The sequence below is a fragment of the Gillisia lutea genome, assembly GCF_021568705.1.
GTDB classification, from domain to species: domain Bacteria; phylum Bacteroidota; class Bacteroidia; order Flavobacteriales; family Flavobacteriaceae; genus Gillisia; species Gillisia lutea.
Genome location: NZ_JAKGTH010000011.1, coordinates 93797 through 111938 on the forward strand (window position 1 = coordinate 93797; position 18142 = coordinate 111938).

15 protein-coding genes are annotated in these 18142 nt (G+C 37.8%); 14 read left to right on the forward strand and 1 reads right to left on the reverse strand.

Annotation, left to right across the window (positions count from 1 at the left end; genetic code table 11):
* The first annotated feature begins 110 nt into the window (after positions 1-110).
* Positions 111-1634 (forward strand): carbon-nitrogen hydrolase family protein, encoded by a 1524-nt coding sequence (locus tag L1I30_RS12985; protein WP_236134727.1) that lies wholly within the window; start codon positions 111-113, stop codon positions 1632-1634.
* 6 nt (positions 1635-1640) lie between these two features.
* Here the strand turns inward: L1I30_RS12985 and L1I30_RS12990 are convergent, their stop codons facing one another.
* Positions 1641-3014 (reverse strand): aldehyde dehydrogenase, encoded by a 1374-nt coding sequence (locus tag L1I30_RS12990; RefSeq protein ID WP_236134728.1) that lies wholly within the window; start codon positions 3012-3014, stop codon positions 1641-1643.
* Positions 3015-3415: 401 nt separating this feature from the next.
* Between L1I30_RS12990 and ilvD the strand changes: the two genes are divergently transcribed.
* The 13 genes from ilvD to L1I30_RS13055 all read left to right on the forward strand — a co-directional run bounded on the left by ilvD (position 3416) and on the right by L1I30_RS13055 (position 18116).
* The gene (ilvD, locus tag L1I30_RS12995; RefSeq protein WP_236134729.1) at positions 3416-5089 is read left to right on the forward strand and encodes a dihydroxy-acid dehydratase; all 1674 of its coding nucleotides are present in this window, start codon (positions 3416-3418) and stop codon (positions 5087-5089) included.
* Between the two features lie 11 nt (positions 5090-5100).
* On the forward strand, positions 5101-6831 hold the full coding sequence (gene ilvB, locus L1I30_RS13000; RefSeq protein WP_236134730.1) for a biosynthetic-type acetolactate synthase large subunit: 1731 nt from the start codon (positions 5101-5103) through the stop codon (positions 6829-6831).
* Complete coding sequence (ilvN, locus tag L1I30_RS13005; protein ID WP_236134731.1) at positions 6831-7370, forward strand: acetolactate synthase small subunit; 540 nt, start codon at positions 6831-6833, stop codon at positions 7368-7370. Before ilvB ends, ilvN begins: the two co-directional genes overlap by 1 nt.
* Positions 7367-8842, forward strand: a complete 1476-nt coding sequence (ilvC, locus tag L1I30_RS13010; RefSeq protein ID WP_236134732.1) for a ketol-acid reductoisomerase — start codon at positions 7367-7369, stop codon at positions 8840-8842. The genes ilvN and ilvC overlap by 4 nt, the downstream gene beginning before the upstream one ends.
* The gene (ilvA, locus tag L1I30_RS13015; RefSeq protein WP_236134733.1) at positions 8842-10113 is read left to right on the forward strand and encodes a threonine ammonia-lyase IlvA; all 1272 of its coding nucleotides are present in this window, start codon (positions 8842-8844) and stop codon (positions 10111-10113) included. Before ilvC ends, ilvA begins: the two co-directional genes overlap by 1 nt.
* A gap of 331 nt (positions 10114-10444) precedes the next feature.
* Positions 10445-11074 carry a GNAT family N-acetyltransferase gene (locus L1I30_RS13020; protein ID WP_236134734.1) on the forward strand — a complete coding sequence of 210 codons (630 nt, stop codon included), beginning with the start codon at positions 10445-10447 and terminating at the stop codon, positions 11072-11074.
* Positions 11075-11091: 17 nt separating this feature from the next.
* Positions 11092-12279, forward strand: coding sequence for an argininosuccinate synthase (locus L1I30_RS13025; RefSeq protein ID WP_236134735.1), 1188 nt, complete (start codon positions 11092-11094; stop codon positions 12277-12279).
* A complete protein-coding gene (gene argC, locus L1I30_RS13030; protein ID WP_236134736.1) occupies positions 12276-13241 on the forward strand; it encodes an N-acetyl-gamma-glutamyl-phosphate reductase in 966 nt (321 codons plus the stop codon). The genes L1I30_RS13025 and argC overlap by 4 nt, the downstream gene beginning before the upstream one ends.
* 44 nt (positions 13242-13285) lie before the next feature.
* Positions 13286-14080 (forward strand): pyrroline-5-carboxylate reductase, encoded by a 795-nt coding sequence (gene proC / locus L1I30_RS13035; RefSeq protein WP_236134737.1) that lies wholly within the window; start codon positions 13286-13288, stop codon positions 14078-14080.
* A gap of 2 nt (positions 14081-14082) precedes the next feature.
* Positions 14083-15213 carry an aspartate aminotransferase family protein gene (locus tag L1I30_RS13040; protein WP_236134738.1) on the forward strand — a complete coding sequence of 377 codons (1131 nt, stop codon included), beginning with the start codon at positions 14083-14085 and terminating at the stop codon, positions 15211-15213.
* A 44-nt stretch (positions 15214-15257) separates the two neighbouring features.
* A complete protein-coding gene (locus tag L1I30_RS13045) occupies positions 15258-16199 on the forward strand; it encodes an N-acetylornithine carbamoyltransferase (RefSeq protein ID WP_236134739.1) in 942 nt (313 codons plus the stop codon).
* A 70-nt stretch (positions 16200-16269) separates the two neighbouring features.
* On the forward strand, positions 16270-17049 hold the full coding sequence (gene argB / locus L1I30_RS13050; protein WP_236134740.1) for an acetylglutamate kinase: 780 nt from the start codon (positions 16270-16272) through the stop codon (positions 17047-17049).
* Entirely contained in the window at positions 17049-18116 is a 1068-nt protein-coding gene (locus L1I30_RS13055; RefSeq protein WP_236134741.1) for a M20 family metallo-hydrolase, read from the forward strand. Before argB ends, L1I30_RS13055 begins: the two co-directional genes overlap by 1 nt.
* The last annotated feature ends 26 nt before the right edge of the window (positions 18117-18142 follow it).

Below are 18142 nucleotides of genomic sequence, written 5' to 3' on the forward strand. Positions count from 1 at the left end.
TTGATACCGTCATTTTTATCTTCAGTTTATCGCTTCCTGCTAAATCAGTATTATTTTTTTAAAGTGATTGATTTCCTGAGTATCTTCGCATTCAATAAACTCAAAGAATTGTGTTAGATTCAGCTACAATAGAATTACGAAACCTACGCGTTAAAGATTATGAAGAGTTAAAGCTTTCCATGATAGAGGTGTATTCCAGCATGGAAAATGCTTACTGGAGCAAGGCCGATATAAAAACACTCGTAAATAAATTTCCTGATGGACAGTTTTGTATCATTATAGATGGAAAGATAGCGGGTTGTGCGCTTTCTATCATCGTAGATTATGATAAGATTGACGACGATCATAAGTATACCGATATCGTGGGAGGAGAAAATTTCTCCACTCACAATAAGAATGGAAATGTTCTCTATGGAATAGATGTCTTTATTCATCCCGAATATAGGGGAATGCGATTGGGTAGAAGACTTTATGAAGCTCGTAAGGAACTCTGTGAGCAGCTAAATTTGAAAGCCATCATCTTTGGAGGCAGGATTCCTAATTACGGACCTTACGCTCAAGAGTTGACTCCCAAAAAATATATTGAAAAAGTAAAGCTTAAAGAGATTCACGATCCTGTGCTTTCTTTTCAGCTTTCTAATGATTTTCACGTTAAAAAAGTGATCAAGGGGTATTTGCCCGGCGATCATGAAAGCAAGGAGTTTGCTACTCTTATGGAGTGGAATAATATCTATTATACCAAACCGGAAAAATTGATCGATACTAAGAAAAAGGTCGTTCGGTTAGGGTTGGTACAGTGGCAAATGCGTCTTTTTAAGGATTACGATGCGCTTGTTTCTCAAATCGAATTCTTTGTAGATGCGGTGAGCGATTATCAAAGTGATTTTATCTTATTTCCCGAACTTTTCAACGCTCCATTAATGGCGCAGTTCAATCATTTGAACGAAGCTGAGGCAATTCGTGGCTTGTCTTCTTATACCGATAGATTATTGGAGACTTTCCGAAATTTCGCCATTACCTACAATATCAATATCATTACGGGAAGTATGCCACAGGCGGTGGGTGAACATATGTATAACGTCGGATTTTTATGCCGAAGAGACGGTAGTGTAGAGCGTTATGAAAAGCTGCACATTACTCCTGCTGAAGAATCGGCCTGGGGGATGAAAGGCGGTAACAGTTTACAAACTTTTGACACCGATTGCGGCAAGATTGGAGTATTGATTTGCTATGATGTAGAATTCCCGGAACTACCTCGACTATTGGCCGAAGAAGGAATGAATATTCTTTTTGTTCCTTTTATGACAGACACCCAGAATGGATATTCCAGAGTGAAAATATGTGCTCAGGCGAGAGCAGTAGAAAATGAATGCTATGTTGCAGTAGCCGGATCAGTGGGAAATTTACCAAAGGTTAATAACATGGATATTCAATATTCTCAAAGTGCTGTTTTTACACCTTCAGATTTTGCTTTTCCTGTAAACGGAATTAAAGCAGAAGCAACACCTAATACCGAAAGCACGCTTTTAGTTGATGTAGATCTGGACTTGCTAAAGGAACTACATAACTTTGGAAGTGTTCGTAATATGAAAGATAGACGTAAAGATTTATATTCTCTTAAGCGTAAAAAATAATTACAATTAGCTTAGCAACTTTTTAATAAGAGGCAACTTATTCTTATAGGGGGCGTATCTTAAAGGTACGTCCAACCAGGTTGCGCGCCGACAAATGCTTTTCTTGTGAGAAAAGATATCGAAGCTATATTTGTGATGATATGCTCCCATTCCACTGTTCCCCACGCCTCCAAAGGGTAAATTCTTATTAGCAACCTGTACGACTACATCATTTATGGCTCCTCCGCCAAAGCTGAATTTTTTCAATATTTTTTCAGTAAAAGCTTTTTTTTCACTGAATATATACAAAGCGAGGGGTTTTTCATAAGAATTAATAATGGTCTCAATCTCAGTTTCTGAAGTGTACGAGATCACAGGTAATAAAGGTCCGAATATCTCATCTTCCATGATTTTACTTTCCCGAGTTGGTTCATCAATAATCGTGGGAGCTATATAGCGATCAAGCACATCTGTTGTTCCGCCAGCGATGCAAGTCTCATTCTTAATCAAATCTTCCAAACGCTGAAAATTTTTATCATTTATAATCCGTGCGTAATCAGAGGAAGATCGTGGATCTGTTCCGTAGGCTGCTGTAATCTCTTTTTTTAGTGCTTCAATAAGAGGAGTTTTAATGGAGGCATCTACCAAAATATAATCTGGAGCAATACAGGTTTGACCTGCATTAATATATTTTCCCCATACAATTCTCTTAGCTGCGAGTCCAATTTTAGCTGAACTATGAATTATACAAGGATTTTTTCCTCCTAATTCCAATGTAGTCGGAGTTAAATGAGGAGCCGCTGCCTTGGCTACAATTTTACCAACTCCCACGCTCCCTGTAAAGAAAATATAGTCCCATTTCTGTGCTAACAGCTTTTCGGAAATGGAGACTCCTCCTAGAATTACCTGTACCCATGCTGGTTCAAATACTTCCTTCAAAATTTCCGATAAAACTTGAGAAGTGTTAGAAGAAAGTTCGCTGGGTTTTAATATTACGGTATTTCCTGCTGCAATTGCTCCAATAATAGGGGATATAGCTAATTGAAATGGGTAATTCCAGGGAGCTATTATCAAACAGTTGCCATAAGGCTCTGAGTAAATATAATCGGAAGAGGGAAAATTAAGGAAGCTGCTTGTTACCTTTTGCGGTTTAGTCCAGGTTTTAAGACTTTTTAAAATACTTTTTAGCTCCAGAAGAATAAAAGAAGTTTCAGTGAGTACACTTTCAAATGTAGGTTTCTTGAAATCCTTGTATAGCGCATCACAAATAGCTGTTTCCCTTTTTTCTATAACCTGTTTTAATAATTTTAATTTTTCAATTCTCTTTCCCACATCAAGGGTGTGGCCTTGGTTAAAAAAGCTTTTTTGAGATCTTAAAATTTCCGGGATATCGTATTCCATGTTTTGTTAGGTTGTCTTCTAATCTTATAAGGTTAAGATACATTATCATCTTCATTAAATCCAATTGAAACATGGATTTTTAAAAAAGCTGATTTTTACGATATTCTCAAAAAAGCTTCCCATAAAAGGGATATTAAAAATCGAACAGAATATAATTTCGGAATATCCTAAAATGGAATAATTCGGTACTTAAAAGGTGTACGAACACTGCTTTATTCGAGATATAGATGTTTTACTTTTTAAAAATTTCAGCTATCGTAAAGAATTGTGTTTTATTTTATTGATAATCAATGTTTTATATTTTAAAAACCTTTATTGAAATTAATTTTCTCTCACGGCCATTTTCTCAGTGATATTCTTAAGAAACTAATTTTAATCAATATTTAGACTGAAAAACAAATATGGAGAATAAATATAGTCAGATTTTAACTCAAAACGATTCAAATCCCGCAGCTCAGGCAATGCTGCATGCTATAGGATTAACCAAAGAAGATTTTAAGAAGCCATTTGTAGGAATTGCAAGCACAGGTTATGAAGGCAACCCTTGTAATATGCATTTAAATGACTTAGCTAAACTGGTCAAAGAAGGAAGTAATTCTAATGAATTAGTTGGTTTAATCTTTAATACTATTGGAGTTAGCGATGGTATTTCAATGGGAACGCCGGGAATGAGATATTCCTTACCCTCTAGAGATCTTATTGCAGATTCTATTGAAACTGTTATTCATGCTATGTCTTATGATGCGCTTATAACAGTAGTAGGGTGTGATAAAAATATGCCTGGCGCTTTAATGGCGATGTTACGAATTAATCGCCCCGCCATTTTAGTATATGGGGGTACAATTGCTTCAGGATGCCATAAGGGTGAAAAATTGGATGTAGTATCAGCTTTTGAAGCATGGGGAGCGAGGGTTGCCGGAGATATTAGCGATGAGGATTATGATCAGGTTATTGAAAAAGCCTGCCCGGGAGCAGGGGCATGTGGCGGAATGTATACGGCCAACACCATGGCCTCCACTATCGAAGCTCTAGGAATGGCTCTACCGTATAATTCATCTAATCCGGCTATAAGTGATGCGAAGAAAGATGAAAGTATTGCTGCAGGAAAAGCAGTGCGATTATTAATAGAAAAAGATATTAAACCAAGGGATATCGTAACCAAAAAGTCGCTTGAAAATGCAATTCGCTTACTAACGGTACTTGGAGGTTCTACCAACGCAGTACTTCATTTTCTAGCGATTGCAAAAGCTGCAGAGGTAGAATTTACTATGGCCGATTTTGAAGAGATATGTGAGAGTACTCCATTTTTAGCCGATTTAAAGCCTAGTGGAAAATACTTAATGGAAGATGTTCATAGAATTGGAGGCATTCCTGCAGTTCTAAAATATATGTTGAAAGAAGGGATGTTACATGGGGATTGCCTTACAGTTACCGGGAAAACCTTAGCCGAGAATCTAAAGGATGTTCCAAATCTGGAGGAAGGACAAGATGTTATTCATCCGTTAAGTGATCCCATTAAAAAATCGGGGCATATAAGAATTCTATATGGAAATCTGGCTGAACAGGGTTCAGTAGCAAAAATTACCGGAAAGGAAGGCTTAATGTTCACAGGAAGAGCTAAGGTGTTCAATAGTGAATATGAAGCAAATGATGGTATTTCCAGTGGTAAAGTAAAAAAGGGTGACGTAGTGGTAATTAGGTTTGAAGGTCCAAAAGGAGGGCCAGGTATGCCTGAAATGCTAAAACCTACAGCGGCCATTATGGGAGCAAAGCTCGGTAAAGATGTAGCTCTTATTACCGATGGTAGATTTTCTGGGGGAACTCACGGTTTCGTAGTGGGCCATATTACTCCTGAAGCGCAGGAAGGTGGTTTGATAGCTTTTTTAAAAGACGGAGATGAAATTACAATTAATGCAGAAACTAATACAATAAATGTAGCTCTCAGCGATCAGGAAGTTGAAGATAGAAGAAGAAATTGGAATGCCCCTGCTTTAAAGTTTGAAAAAGGGGTGCTTTATAAATATGCAAGAACGGTTTCATCGGCATCCCAGGGGTGCGTAACCGATGAATTTTAATAAGGTGAATTATGGAAGTAAAAACAGCTAGCTTCGAAAAAATTACCACTCATGCCACCACAGTATCGGGGGCAGAGGCAGTCATAAAATGTCTGTTGGAAGAAGGGGTAAAAACTATTTACGGGTATCCCGGTGGGGCCATTATGCCTGTATACGACGAATTGTATAAGTACCAGGATAAAATTCACCACGTCCTTACCAGACATGAGCAAGGAGCAACTCATGCCGCGCAAGGATTTGCAAGAGTTACCGGAAAAGTAGGAGTTGCTATTGCTACTTCAGGTCCCGGAGCGACGAATTTAGTAACTGGTATTGCCGATGCTCAAATAGATTCCACTCCTATGGTGTGTATCACCGGGCAGGTAGGTTCGCATTTATTAGGAAGTGATGCCTTTCAGGAGACCGATATTGTGGGAATTTCTACCCCCATTACAAAATGGAACTATCAGGTGACAAAAGCTTCAGAAATTCCTGAAGTCTTAGCTAAAGCCTTTTATATAGCGAGGTCTGGTCGCCCTGGTCCTGTTTTAATAGATATTACTAAAGATGCGCAGTTCGATTCTTTAGAATTCAGTTACAAAAAGTGCTCAGGGATTCGCAGTTATAACCCATTTCCGGAAGTGAACCTGCTTCAGGTGGAAAGAGCTGCTGACCTGATAAATTCAGCTAAAAAACCCTTAGTGGTATTTGGACAAGGCGTTATTTTAGGTAATGCTGAAGAGTTATTAAAACAAGTTATTGAAAAAGCCGGATTACCTGCTGCCTGGACCATCTTGGGTTTATCGGCTTTAGATACAGATCACCCGTTGAATGTAGGTATGGTTGGAATGCATGGAAATTATGCACCTAATATGCTTACCAATGAATGTGATGTACTTATTGCCATAGGAATGCGCTTTGACGATAGGGTTACCGGAAATTTGAAACATTATGCTAAACAGGCAAAAGTGATTCATTTCGAAATTGATCCGGCAGAAATTGATAAAAATGTAAAAGCTGATGTTCCTGTACTGGGAGATGTGAAGGAAACCCTGAAAGCCTTATTAGAGTTATTAAAACCAAATGCTCATGCTTCGTGGCAACAAAAGTTCAAAGAACTTTATGATATTGAATTTGAAAAGATCATCAAAAATGATCTAAATGCTGAAAAAGGCATGTTAGGAATGGCTGAGGTTATAGATGAGATTAATCATTGCTCGAAAGGTGATGCGGTAATTGTATCTGATGTAGGTCAGCACCAAATGATCGCTTGTCGCTATTCAAAATTCAATCAGTCCAGAAGCAATGTTACTTCGGGAGGATTGGGAACTATGGGATTTGCCTTACCGGCCGCTATTGGAGCAAAGATGGGGGTTCCAAATAGAGAAGTAGTTGCAATAATTGGCGATGGGGGGTATCAAATGACCATTCAGGAATTAGGAACCATTTTTCAAACAAAGGTGCCAGTTAAAATTGTGGTGTTGAATAATGGTTTTTTAGGAATGGTACGCCAGTGGCAGCAAATGTTTTTTGATAAACGTTACGCCAGCACCGAGATGGTAAACCCAGATTTTATAGCCATTGTTAAAGGATATCATATAAAAGCCAAACAGGTTACCGAGCGTTCTCAATTAGAGCACGCAGTTAAAGAAATGATGGAATCTAAGGAGGCTTATTTTTTGGAGGTAAAAGTTGAACAGGAAGAAAACGTATTCCCAATGATCCCAACAGGGGCTTCGGTTTCAGAAATATTATTAGAGTAATGGAAAAGAAGAATTATACCGTTTCAATTTACACGGAAAACAATATAGGCTTGCTAAGCAGAATTGCAGCAATATTTCTTAAACGGCATATCAATATAGAAAGTATTACGGCTTCTAAAAGTGAGGTTAACGAAGTGATGCGATTTATAATTGTGGTAGAAGTTGCTGAAGAGCAGATCAAGAAAATTGTTGGTCAGATAGAGAAGCAGATCGAAGTTATAAAAGCATTTTATCATACTGATGATGAAATGATCTTTCAGGAAACTGCACTTTACAAGGTGAAATCCTCTGAATTTGTAGAGGATCTAAACATACAAGACTTTATAAAAGATACAAATGCCAGAATAGTAACCGTTACTCAAAACTTCTTTGTGATTGAGAAGACCGGAAAACGCCACGAAATAGAAAATTTATATGAAAAACTTAAACCCTACGGACTAATGCAATTTGTACGTTCCGGAACAATAGCCGTATCCAAAAATGAAATGCCAATTTCAAGTATTCTTGAAAATTTTAATACAACAAATTCAATATCATGACAAACTACTTTAATAGCCTATCATTAAGAGATCAACTAGCACAACTTGGTACTTGTAGCTTTATGCAAAGTGAAGAATTTAGTGATGGAATTAATGCTTTAAAAGATAAAAAAATAGTAATTGTAGGCTGCGGTGCGCAAGGACTTAATCAGGGCTTAAACATGCGCGACAGTGGGTTGGATGTTTCCTATGCCTTACGCGAAGAAGCCATTAAGCAGGAGCGACAATCTTATAAAAATGCTTCATCAAATAACTTTAAGGTGGGCACTTATCAAGAACTTATCCCTTCAGCCGATCTGGTTATAAACCTAACGCCCGATAAGCAACATACCCCTGTAATCAACAATATATTACCACATATAAAAGAGGGAGGAGTGCTTTCTTATTCTCATGGTTTCAATATCGTAGAAGAGGGAATGAAGATACGTGAAGATATCACGGTTATAATGGTGGCACCTAAATGTCCGGGGACTGAGGTTAGAGAGGAGTATAAAAGAGGTTTTGGGGTGCCTACCCTTATTGCCGTGCATCCTGAAAATGATCCGCAAAATATTGGTTTTGAATGGGCAAAGGCATATGCTTTCGCAACGGGAGGACATAGAGCAGGAGTGTTGCATTCTTCATTTGTGGCTGAGGTAAAATCGGATCTTATGGGAGAACAAACCATTTTATGTGGAGTGTTACAAACCGGGTCTATTTTAAGTTTCGATAAAATGGTAGCTGAAGGTGTGGAACCGGCATATGCAGCCAAACTTATTCAGTATGGTTGGGAAACAATTACTGAAGCTTTAAAACACGGGGGAATTACCAACATGATGGATAGACTTTCTAACCCGGCAAAAATAAAAGCGAATGAAATTTCAGAAGAATTAAAAGAACTAATGCGTCCTCTTTTTCAAAAGCATATGGATGATATTATCTCTGGAGCTTTCAGTTCTCGAATGATGCAGGATTGGGCGAACGACGATAAGGAACTACTGGAATGGCGTGCCGCTACAGAGAATACTGCTTTTGAAAAAACTGAAGCTACCTCTGAAGCTATTAGCGAACAGGAATATTTTGATAAAGGAGTGCTTTTGGTAGCTTTTGTGAAATCTGGGGTAGAACTGGCATTCGAAACTATGGTAGAGGCGGGAATAATTGAAGAATCTGCTTACTATGAATCTCTACATGAAGCACCACTAATAGCCAATACCATTGCAAGAAAGAAATTATATGAAATGAATAGAATTATTTCTGACACTGCCGAATATGGCTGCTACCTTTTCGACCATTCTTGTAAACCCTTAATTCAGGATTACATTACCAATCTGGAATCCGGTCTTATAGGTAAAGCCTACGGCACCAAGGATACTGGGGTAGACAATAAAACTTTAATAGCGGTGAATTCTTCTATTAGAAAACATCCCGTAGAAGTTGTTGGAAAAAGGTTGCGAGAAGCAATGACAGAAATGAAAAAAATCCATGCGTAATGAGCTATCTGGTAAAGAAAGAAGTATATACACCGCAGCTACAAGCTGTAGAGCAAGCAGCAGCGAGAATTTCAAAGGTAGTTGTAAAAACACCTTTAGCACCTTCATTTACCTATAGTAAGAAGTTTGAAGCTAATGTGCTTTTAAAAAGAGAAGATCTTCAACAGGTAAGATCTTATAAAATTAGAGGTGCGTATAATAAAATATCAAGTTTATCGCAAAGTCAGCTCGATAAAGGGGTTATTTGCGCCAGTGCCGGAAATCATGCCCAGGGAGTGGCATTTGCGTGTAATAATCTTAAGGTTAAAGGCGTGATCTATATGCCTATAACTACTCCCAAGCAAAAGGTAGAGCAAACCAATATGTTTGGGGGGGAGTGGGTAAAAGTTGTCCTTAAAGGAGACACTTTTGACGACTCATATAAGAATGCCATTAAATATGGTGATGAACATGGACTCGTATTTATTCATCCTTTTGATGATGAAAAAGTAATTGAAGGACAGGCGACCATCGCTTTAGAAATATTAGAGCAAACCAATGTTCCTATAGACTATATCTTTGCTCCCCTTGGTGGTGGTGGGCTATTAGCAGGATTATCGTCTATTTTCAAAAATCTTTCACCTAACACTAAAATAATAGGAATTGAGCCGGAAGGAGCGCCCTCTATGAGTCTATCACTTAAAGAAGGTAAACTGGTAGAGCTTGCCGAAATAGACAGATTTGTAGATGGTGCTGCAGTTCAAAAGGTGGGACAGCGCAATTTTGATATTTGTATCAATTCACTGGATGAAATGATCACTGTTCCGGAAGGAAAGATATGCCAGACCATTTTAGATCTTTATAATCAAGATGCTATAGTGGTGGAACCCGCAGGTGCCATGTCTATTAGCGCTCTGGATATGTTTTCTGAAGAGATAAAAGGAAAGAATGTTGTATGCATTATTAGTGGAAGCAATAATGATATTACCCGTACTGCCGAGATAAAAGAAAAGGCTTTGCTCTACGCGGGGCTTAAACATTATTTTATTGTGCGTTTTCCTCAAAGAGCCGGGGCATTAAAGCAATTTGTGGCAAAAGTACTGGGACCAGACGATGATATTACCCATTTTGAATATTCTAAAAAACATCATCGGGAAAATGGCCCGGCCGTAGTAGGTATTGAATTGAAGGATCCAAACGATTTCGAACCTTTGGTACAACGAATGAAAGATCAAAAGTTCTTTGGGCAATATTTGAATAACAGTCCAGATTTATTTCAATTTTTGATCTAAACTGTTTTGTTGGTAAAAAAAATAATGTACATTTATCCCGTGATTTCAATGAAAGAAATAATATTACCCATATTGCGCTTCCGGCTACGCTAGTAGTGACGGTAAGCAATGCATTTTTTTCTTTTTTTAATAGTTTTTGAATTTCACATCTTGAAAAATTTTATCCCAGTATATTTAGCGAATGATTTCAGAATAACTTCTGAACGTTTCCCCTTACGCCGTTTTCCGCGCCGCCTTGTGCGTGTATAATTTTATGGAACTTAGGTGAGTCCGGTTCTTTTCCCCAGATAACAATACAAAATATTTTTTTTCATACTAAATTTCTTAGCAGATGAAAATACTCATTGCTAACAAGGCTCATGCAAAATATGCAGAGACCATTTGTGACACTATAGCTGAATCGGCAAAGGTTCGGGGTACGGGAATTGCCCGCAGAACTCCTGAATATATCATCACCAAGATGGAGAATGGCAATGCCATTATCGCCTTGGATGGAGATAATTTTGCGGGATTTTGCTATATAGAAGTTTGGGGGCACGACAAATTCGTAGCCAACTCAGGTTTAATTGTTAGCCCCGATTATAGAAATCAAGGTCTTGCAAAAGATATCAAAAAAGCCATTTTTGAACATTCCCAAAATAAATATCCCGGTGCAAAGATCTTTGGAATTACCACAGGTTTGGCGGTAATGAAAATTAACTACGAGTTAGGATATCAACCCGTTACTTTTTCAGAATTAACTGATGATGAGAGCTTTTGGAAAGGTTGTCAAACTTGCAAGAATTATGATATTCTTACCCGTACCGAACGTAAGATGTGCTTATGCACAGGCATGCTATACGATCCGAATAAGAAGAAAGAAGAAAAGCCAAGGCACGAGAGTTTTAATGAAAAAACCTATAGAAGATTAAAAAGCATTAAACAGACCTTGTTCTACAAAAAAGATAAAGAATCAAATTGATCAAAAAATATACAGGAATGAAAAAAATAGTAATAGCATATAGCGGAGGATTAGATACTTCTTACTGCGCAAAATATTTATCACATGAGAAAGATACTGAAGTTCATGCGGTAAGTGTAAATACAGGCGGATTTTCAGATGAAGAAATAAAGGAAATAGGCTATAAGGCAACTAAGATGGGTGCTAAAACCTATAAGAATATTAACGCCATTTCTACATTTTATGATAAGGTGGTAAAATATCTGATTTTTGGAAATGTGCTTAAAAATAATACCTATCCCTTATCGGTAAGTGCCGAACGTATTATTCAGGCAATAGAGATTGTGAATTATGCCAAAGAAATTGGTGCTGAATATATAGCACATGGAAGCACGGGTGCAGGGAACGACCAGGTGAGATTTGATATGATCTTTCAAACTCTGGCGCCAGGAATAAAGATTATTACTCCAATTAGAGATAAACAACTAACCAGGCAGGAAGAGATCGAATATCTTAAAAGTCATGGTGTGGATATGAACTGGGAAAAGGCCAAATATTCTGTAAATAAAGGCCTGTGGGGAACAAGTGTAGGAGGAGCCGAAACGCTAACATCGCATAAATCTCTACCGGAATCTGCTTATCCTTCTCAATTATCAGAAAATGAACCTAAACATATAAGTCTTGGTTTTAATAAGGGAGAATTAACAGCCATTAATGGAGAGGAGAATACTCCTGAGGCTATCATTGAAATGTTAGAACAGATCGCTTCAAAATATGCGATAGGAAGAGATATACATGTAGGGGATACTATTATCGGAATAAAAGGGAGAGTTGGTTTTGAAGCTGCTGCAGCTACCATCATCATTAAATCTCATCATTTATTAGAGAAGCATACCTTGAGCAAATGGCAACTTCAGCATAAAGATTACATCGCCAACTGGTATGGAACTCATTTACATGAAGGCCAATATCTTGACCCCGTAATGCGTGATTTTGAAGCTTTCTTGCAAAGCTCGCAGGAGCAGGTGACAGGGGCGGTGTTTATTACATTGCACCCATATAGATTTGCTTTAGATGGAATTGAATCTGAATTCGATCTTATGAATAATGGTTTTGGAAAATATGGCGAAGAGAATACGGCTTGGACTGCAGATGATGCCAAAGGTTTTATTAAGATACTCTCTAACTCTGGGAAGATTTATCAACATGTAAAAAATAAAGGATGATCACAGCAGGAATTATTGGAGGAGCAGGTTACACTGCTGGAGAATTACTCAGAATCTTGTTGAGGCATCCTGAAGTAAAAATAGACTTTATATTTAGCACTTCCCAGGCAGGATCCCCAATTTCAAGCATCCATCAGGATCTATTGGGAGAAACCGATATACACTTCAGTGGAAATATCAATCGAGATGTGGAAGTGGTTTTTTTATGCTTGGGGCACGGGAATTCTATTGAATTCTTGAATAAAAATCCATTTTCAGCCACTACAAAAGTGATCGATCTCAGTACCGATTATAGAATGAATTCTGAAGATCACAGTTTTGTGTACGGTTTGCCGGAATTCAGAAAAGAGGAAATAAAGAAAGCACAGTTTATAGCGAATCCAGGATGTTTTGCCACAGCTATTAGTTTGGCTATTTTACCTCTAGCCGGTGAAAAATTACTTCAGGATGAATTGCATATTAATGCAGTTACGGGAGCTACGGGAGCAGGAACTTCTTTATCGGCTACTACTCATTTCACTTGGCGGGATAATAATTTTTCAGCTTATAAAGAATTTGAGCATCAGCATTTAAATGAAATAGGGCAAAGTGTAAAAGTGCTTCAGCCTGAACATACATCGGAAATCAATTTTATTCCGAATAGAGGAAATTTTTCACGAGGCATTTTTGCAACTTCTTATACCAGGTTTAGTGGAACTATAGAAGATGCCAAAAAGATCTATAAAGAATATTACAAAGATGCGGCTTTCACATTTGTGGTAGATGAGGAGATTCATTTAAAACAGGTGGTGAATACCAATAAGTGTTTGATAAATCTGAAAAAACTAAATAACAATTTATTGATTACCAGTGCTATTGATAACTTGCTAAAAGGCGCTTCCGGTCAGGCGGTGCAAAACATGAATTTGATGTTTGGATTAGCAGAAGATACAGGTCTTCGTTTAAAAGCTAATTATTTCTAGGAGTTCGAAATCACTCACTTGAATAGTGATAAAAAATTAAAATTATGAAAGTAGCCATTATAGGAACCGGAAACCTGGGGAAGTCGATTGCAAAAGGACTTATTGTTAAAAATGCGATCACCAGCCTGTACCTTTCTAAACGTAAGTTGGAAGATATTAATGATTTGGAAGAGTATTCAGGAGTAAAATTAACTTCCGACAATAAAGAAGCGGTACAAAATTCAGATGTACTGATTTTTGCTGTGCAACCGTTGCAATTAGAGAATATTCTCCATGAAATTAAAGATCTTTTAACCGAAAAGCATATTATAATTTCTACTGTAACAGGTTTTAAAATTCCTAGAATTGAGCAAATAGTAGGAGAAGATCAATTCATCATTAGGGCGATGCCAAATACAGCTATTGCGGTTGGGAAATCTATGACTTGTTTATGCAGCAATACAAAAGGGGAAAAACGTATTTCTGTGGCCGAAGCTATTTTTAATAGGCTGGGTACAAGTATTATTATTCCTGAAAGTAAAATGCAGGCAGCAACAGTTATTTGCGCAAGTGGTATCGCATTTTGGATGAGGTTGATACGTGCTACTACTCAGGGAGCGGTACAACTTGGTTTCGATGCTAAAGAAGCACAGGAGCTTTCTATGCAAACCTGTCTGGGTGCAGCCAGTTTATTGATCGATTCCGGCAATCACCCTGAAGAAGAGATTGATAAGGTAACTACGCCTAGAGGATGTACTATTGAAGGCCTAAATGAAATGGAACATGAAGGCTTAAGCTCATCATTAATTAAAGGAATACAAGCTTCTTTCAAAAAGATCAATTCAATCTCAACTACGTAACTATGAAATTATTTGATGTATACCCTCTGTATGATATCACTCCTGTGAAAGGAAAAGGGGCATTTGTTTATGATGATAAAGGAACCGCTTATCTTGATCTTTATGGAGGTCATGCTGTAATTTCTATAGGTCATGCGCATTCACATTATGTAGAAAAACTCAGATCACAATTACAGGATCTAGGATTCTATTCCAATTCGATTAAAAATCCTTTACAAGAGGAATTGGCGGAGAAATTAGAAAACGCAGCGGATATCAAAGATTACAGTCTTTTTTTGTGTAATTCAGGGGCTGAAGCGAATGAAAATGCTTTGAAGCTGGCTTCTTTTCATACAGGAAAAAGCGATGTTATTTACTTCGATAAAGCTTTCCACGGAAGGACTTCTGCGGCTGTAGCAGTAACAGATAATGAAGGGATAAAAGCTCCTTTAAATCAATTGCATAAGGTTACAAAACTTGCTTTTGAAGATATTGCAGGTTTGGAATCTGAACTGAAAAAAGGAGAAACCGCTGCAGTAATCCTGGAAGTGATCCAGGGTGTTGGAGGGTTGGATGAAGCCAGTACATCTTTTTATCAGAAAACGGCTGAGTTGTGTGAAAAATATGGAGCGGTGCTCATTGCCGATGAGGTTCAGTCTGGTTACGGAAGAACAGGAGATTTCTTTGCATACCAAAAACACGGTATTCGGCCAGGAATAATTTCTATAGCCAAAGGAATGGGGAACGGATTTCCAATTGGAGGAATCCTGATTGACAGCAGCATTCCGGCAAAGCATGGCATGTTAGGAACTACGTTTGGTGGGAATCATTTGGCCTGTGCTGCGGGAATTGCCGTATTGGAGGTACTTGAAAATGAAGAATTATTAAAGAATGCAAAACAGCTTTTTGAATTTGTACAGGAAGAGGTTAAAAGAATTCCACAAATAAAACAATTGAAAGGAAGAGGTTTAATGCTCGGTTTGGAATTCGATTTTGAGATTGCAGCTCTTCGAAAAACACTGTTATTTGAACATCACATTTTTACCGGAGCTTCTTCTAATAAAAAACTACTTCGAATTTTACCCCCATTAAATATAGAGAAGAAACATTTCGAAATGTTTTTCGAAGCTTTAAAAGCTGAATTAAACAAATAGTAACTGCCAATTTTTCTGAAAAACAGAAAGAGAAAAAAATAAGAATGAAGAATTACATCAATTTATCAGATATAGAAGATCTCCCGGAATTATTGGAAGATGCGTTGAAACTTAAAGAACATAACTCAGATCCAGAGTTAGGAAAAGGAAAGACCTTGGGAATGCTTTTTTTCAATCCAAGTCTAAGAACCCGTCTTAGTACTGAAAAGGCTGCGAAATTACTTGGAATGGAAGTTATGGTAATGAATGTGAATAGCGATGGATGGGCACTGGAATTTGAAGATGGTGTAGTGATGGATTCCAACAAAGCCGAACATATTAAAGAAGGGGCTGCGGTGCTGTCTCAGTACTGTGATATTATTGCCGTGCGTGCTTTCCCAGAATTGAAGGATAAAGATAAGGATAACGCTGAAATGGTGATGAATGGTTTTAAGGAATATGCGTCTGTCCCAATTTTGAATTTGGAAAGTGCAACCGGGCATCCTTTACAAGCACTCACCGATGCTTTGACCATTTTAGAATTGAAGCAGGTAAAGCGTCCGAAAGTAGTGCTCACCTGGGCGCCTCATCCTCGTGCCTTACCACATGCGGTGCCAAATTCTTTCGTGGAAATGATGCAGAAAATGGATGTAGATTTTACTATTACACATCCGGTTGGATATGAGTTAAATTCTGATGTCACCAAAGATACTCCCATTATTCACGATCAGGAAGAAGCATTAAAAGATGCCGACTTTGTATATGTGAAGAACTGGAGTAGTTATGAGCATTATGGAGATGTATTACGCGCAGATAATGCCTGGACCTTTAATTTGGAAAAATTGCAGCATACTAATAATGCGAGAGTAATGCATTGTTTACCGGTAAGAAGAAATATTGTAATTGCAGATGAGGTATTGGACAGCGACAATTCTGTAGTGATACATCAGGCAAATAACCGAACTTTTGCGGCACAAGCAGTCTTAAAAAAGTTGTTGAAAAACTAAGAAGTAAATCAAAAGTTACTTGACCAACACGTGAATAGAAGATTTGAATTTATTGAGTAATAAAGATAGCATGAAAAAACATCAGCTTAAAGTTGTTAAAATAGGAGGGAAACTCATTGAGAATGAACATGACTTAAATTTGTTTCTTGAGGATTTTACTTCTCTGGAAGGACCAAAGATTTTAGTTCATGGCGGTGGAAAAATGGCGACGGAATTAGCAGATAAATTAGGCTATAAAACTACCATGGTGGATGGAAGAAGGATAACCGATGCCAATACCATGGATGTAATAACAATGACCTATGCAGGTTTAATCAATAAGAAGATAGTGGCGAAGTTACAAGCTTTACAAAGTAATACCGTAGGTTTATGTGGTGCAGATGGTAAAAGCATTATCTCTAAAAAACGACCTGTTAAGGAGATCGACTTTGGCTTTGTGGGAGATGTAGAAGAAATTAATACTCATTTCATTTCTTCACTTTTAGTGCAAGACATCACCCCTGTATTTTCGGCTATTTCATGTAGTAAGGAGGGGCAGCTTTTTAATACCAATGCAGATTCGGTAGCGGCCGAGATCGCGATTGCTTTTTCTTCGGAATATGAAACTGAACTTTTTTTCTGTTTTGAAAAGAATGGAGTTTTACAGGATCCTTCAGATGATACTTCGGTAGTTGAAAAATTAGACACAGTCCGCTATCAAAAGCTTCTAAAAGATGGAATTATTAGTGAGGGAATGTTACCAAAACTTCATAACTGTTTTTATGCCTTAGAAGAAGGAGTTTCTAAAGTGAGTTTAGGCGGACCCAACTTACTTCAAGAAGATTCAATACACACAAAAATTTTAAAATAATGGATATTTCACAGCTGCAAGCGCAAGCCTTAAAATTGCTGCAACAACTTATTGAAACTCAATCTTTCTCTTCCGAAGAAGAAGGTACTGCAAGTTTATTAGAAAACTGGTTTTCTGACAGAGAGATTCCTTTTTTTAGAAGCGGGAACAATGTGTGGGCTGTAAATAAGTCCTTTAATAAAGAGAAACCTACACTGCTGTTAAACTCTCATCATGATACTGTAAAGCCAAACTCGGCTTATACCCGTAATCCTTTTAAAGCTTCTGTGGAAGATGGAAAGTTATTCGGACTTGGCAGCAATGATGCCGGAGGATGTTTAGTTTCCTTATTGGCAACCTTCACCTGGTTCTTCAAGGAAGAAGGTTTGAAATATAATTTGTTATTTGCTGGAACTGCAGAAGAGGAAACAAATGGAAAGAATGGAATTGCTAGTTTACTTCCCTTAATTCCAAAAATTGATGTGGCTATTGTTGGCGAGCCTACGCTTATGCAAATGGCTGTGGCAGAGAAAGGTTTAGTAGTGTTTGATGCTAAGGTAAAAGGAACGGCTTCACACGCTGCACATCCTAATAATGATAGTGCAATTTATAAATGTATTGAGGTGTTGGACTGGTTCAAGAATTATAAATTTGATAAAGTTTCAGAGGCTTTAGGGGAAGTGAAACTTACGGTCACTCAAATAAATGCGGGGAGCCAGCATAATGTAGTACCAGCATCAGTCGACTTGGTTTTGGATGTTAGGGTAAATGACAAATATACGAATGCCGAAGTGGCTGAAATCCTTGAAAAGGAAGCACCCGTAGATGAACTTAAACCAAGATCGTTAAGATTGAATTCCTCTTCAATTCCAAAGAATCATCCCTTAGTTATGGCGGGCAGTGCTTTGGGAATGAAAAGTTATGGTTCTCCAACGCTTTCTGATCAGGCAATGTTATCCTGTCCTTCTTTAAAGTTGGGGCCCGGTGATTCTACCAGATCACATTCTGCTGATGAATTCATTTATGTAAAAGAGATAGAGGAAGGCATTGAAAAATATATAAATCTGCTTAACAAAGCATTGAAATAATTATTGCCTGCTATGTAGGTAGAACT

Bases quoted from the DNA above. Each gene is read 5' to 3' on its own strand.
- L1I30_RS12990 (WP_236134728.1), bottom strand. From the start codon at position 3,014: ATGGAATACGATATCCCGGAAATTTTAAGATCTCAAAAAAGCTTTTTT.
- ilvD (WP_236134729.1), top strand. From the start codon at position 3,416: ATGGAGAATAAATATAGTCAGATTTTAACTCAAAACGATTCAAATCCC.
- ilvB (WP_236134730.1), top strand. From the start codon at position 5,101: ATGGAAGTAAAAACAGCTAGCTTCGAAAAAATTACCACTCATGCCACC.
- ilvN (WP_236134731.1), top strand. From the start codon at position 6,831: ATGGAAAAGAAGAATTATACCGTTTCAATTTACACGGAAAACAATATA.
- ilvC (WP_236134732.1), top strand. From the start codon at position 7,367: ATGACAAACTACTTTAATAGCCTATCATTAAGAGATCAACTAGCACAA.
- ilvA (WP_236134733.1), top strand. From the start codon at position 8,842: ATGAGCTATCTGGTAAAGAAAGAAGTATATACACCGCAGCTACAAGCT.
- L1I30_RS13020 (WP_236134734.1), top strand. From the start codon at position 10,445: ATGAAAATACTCATTGCTAACAAGGCTCATGCAAAATATGCAGAGACC.
- L1I30_RS13025 (WP_236134735.1), top strand. From the start codon at position 11,092: ATGAAAAAAATAGTAATAGCATATAGCGGAGGATTAGATACTTCTTAC.
- argC (WP_236134736.1), top strand. From the start codon at position 12,276: ATGATCACAGCAGGAATTATTGGAGGAGCAGGTTACACTGCTGGAGAA.
- proC (WP_236134737.1), top strand. From the start codon at position 13,286: ATGAAAGTAGCCATTATAGGAACCGGAAACCTGGGGAAGTCGATTGCA.
- L1I30_RS13040 (WP_236134738.1), top strand. From the start codon at position 14,083: ATGAAATTATTTGATGTATACCCTCTGTATGATATCACTCCTGTGAAA.
- L1I30_RS13045 (WP_236134739.1), top strand. From the start codon at position 15,258: ATGAAGAATTACATCAATTTATCAGATATAGAAGATCTCCCGGAATTA.
- argB (WP_236134740.1), top strand. From the start codon at position 16,270: ATGAAAAAACATCAGCTTAAAGTTGTTAAAATAGGAGGGAAACTCATT.
- L1I30_RS13055 (WP_236134741.1), top strand. From the start codon at position 17,049: ATGGATATTTCACAGCTGCAAGCGCAAGCCTTAAAATTGCTGCAACAA.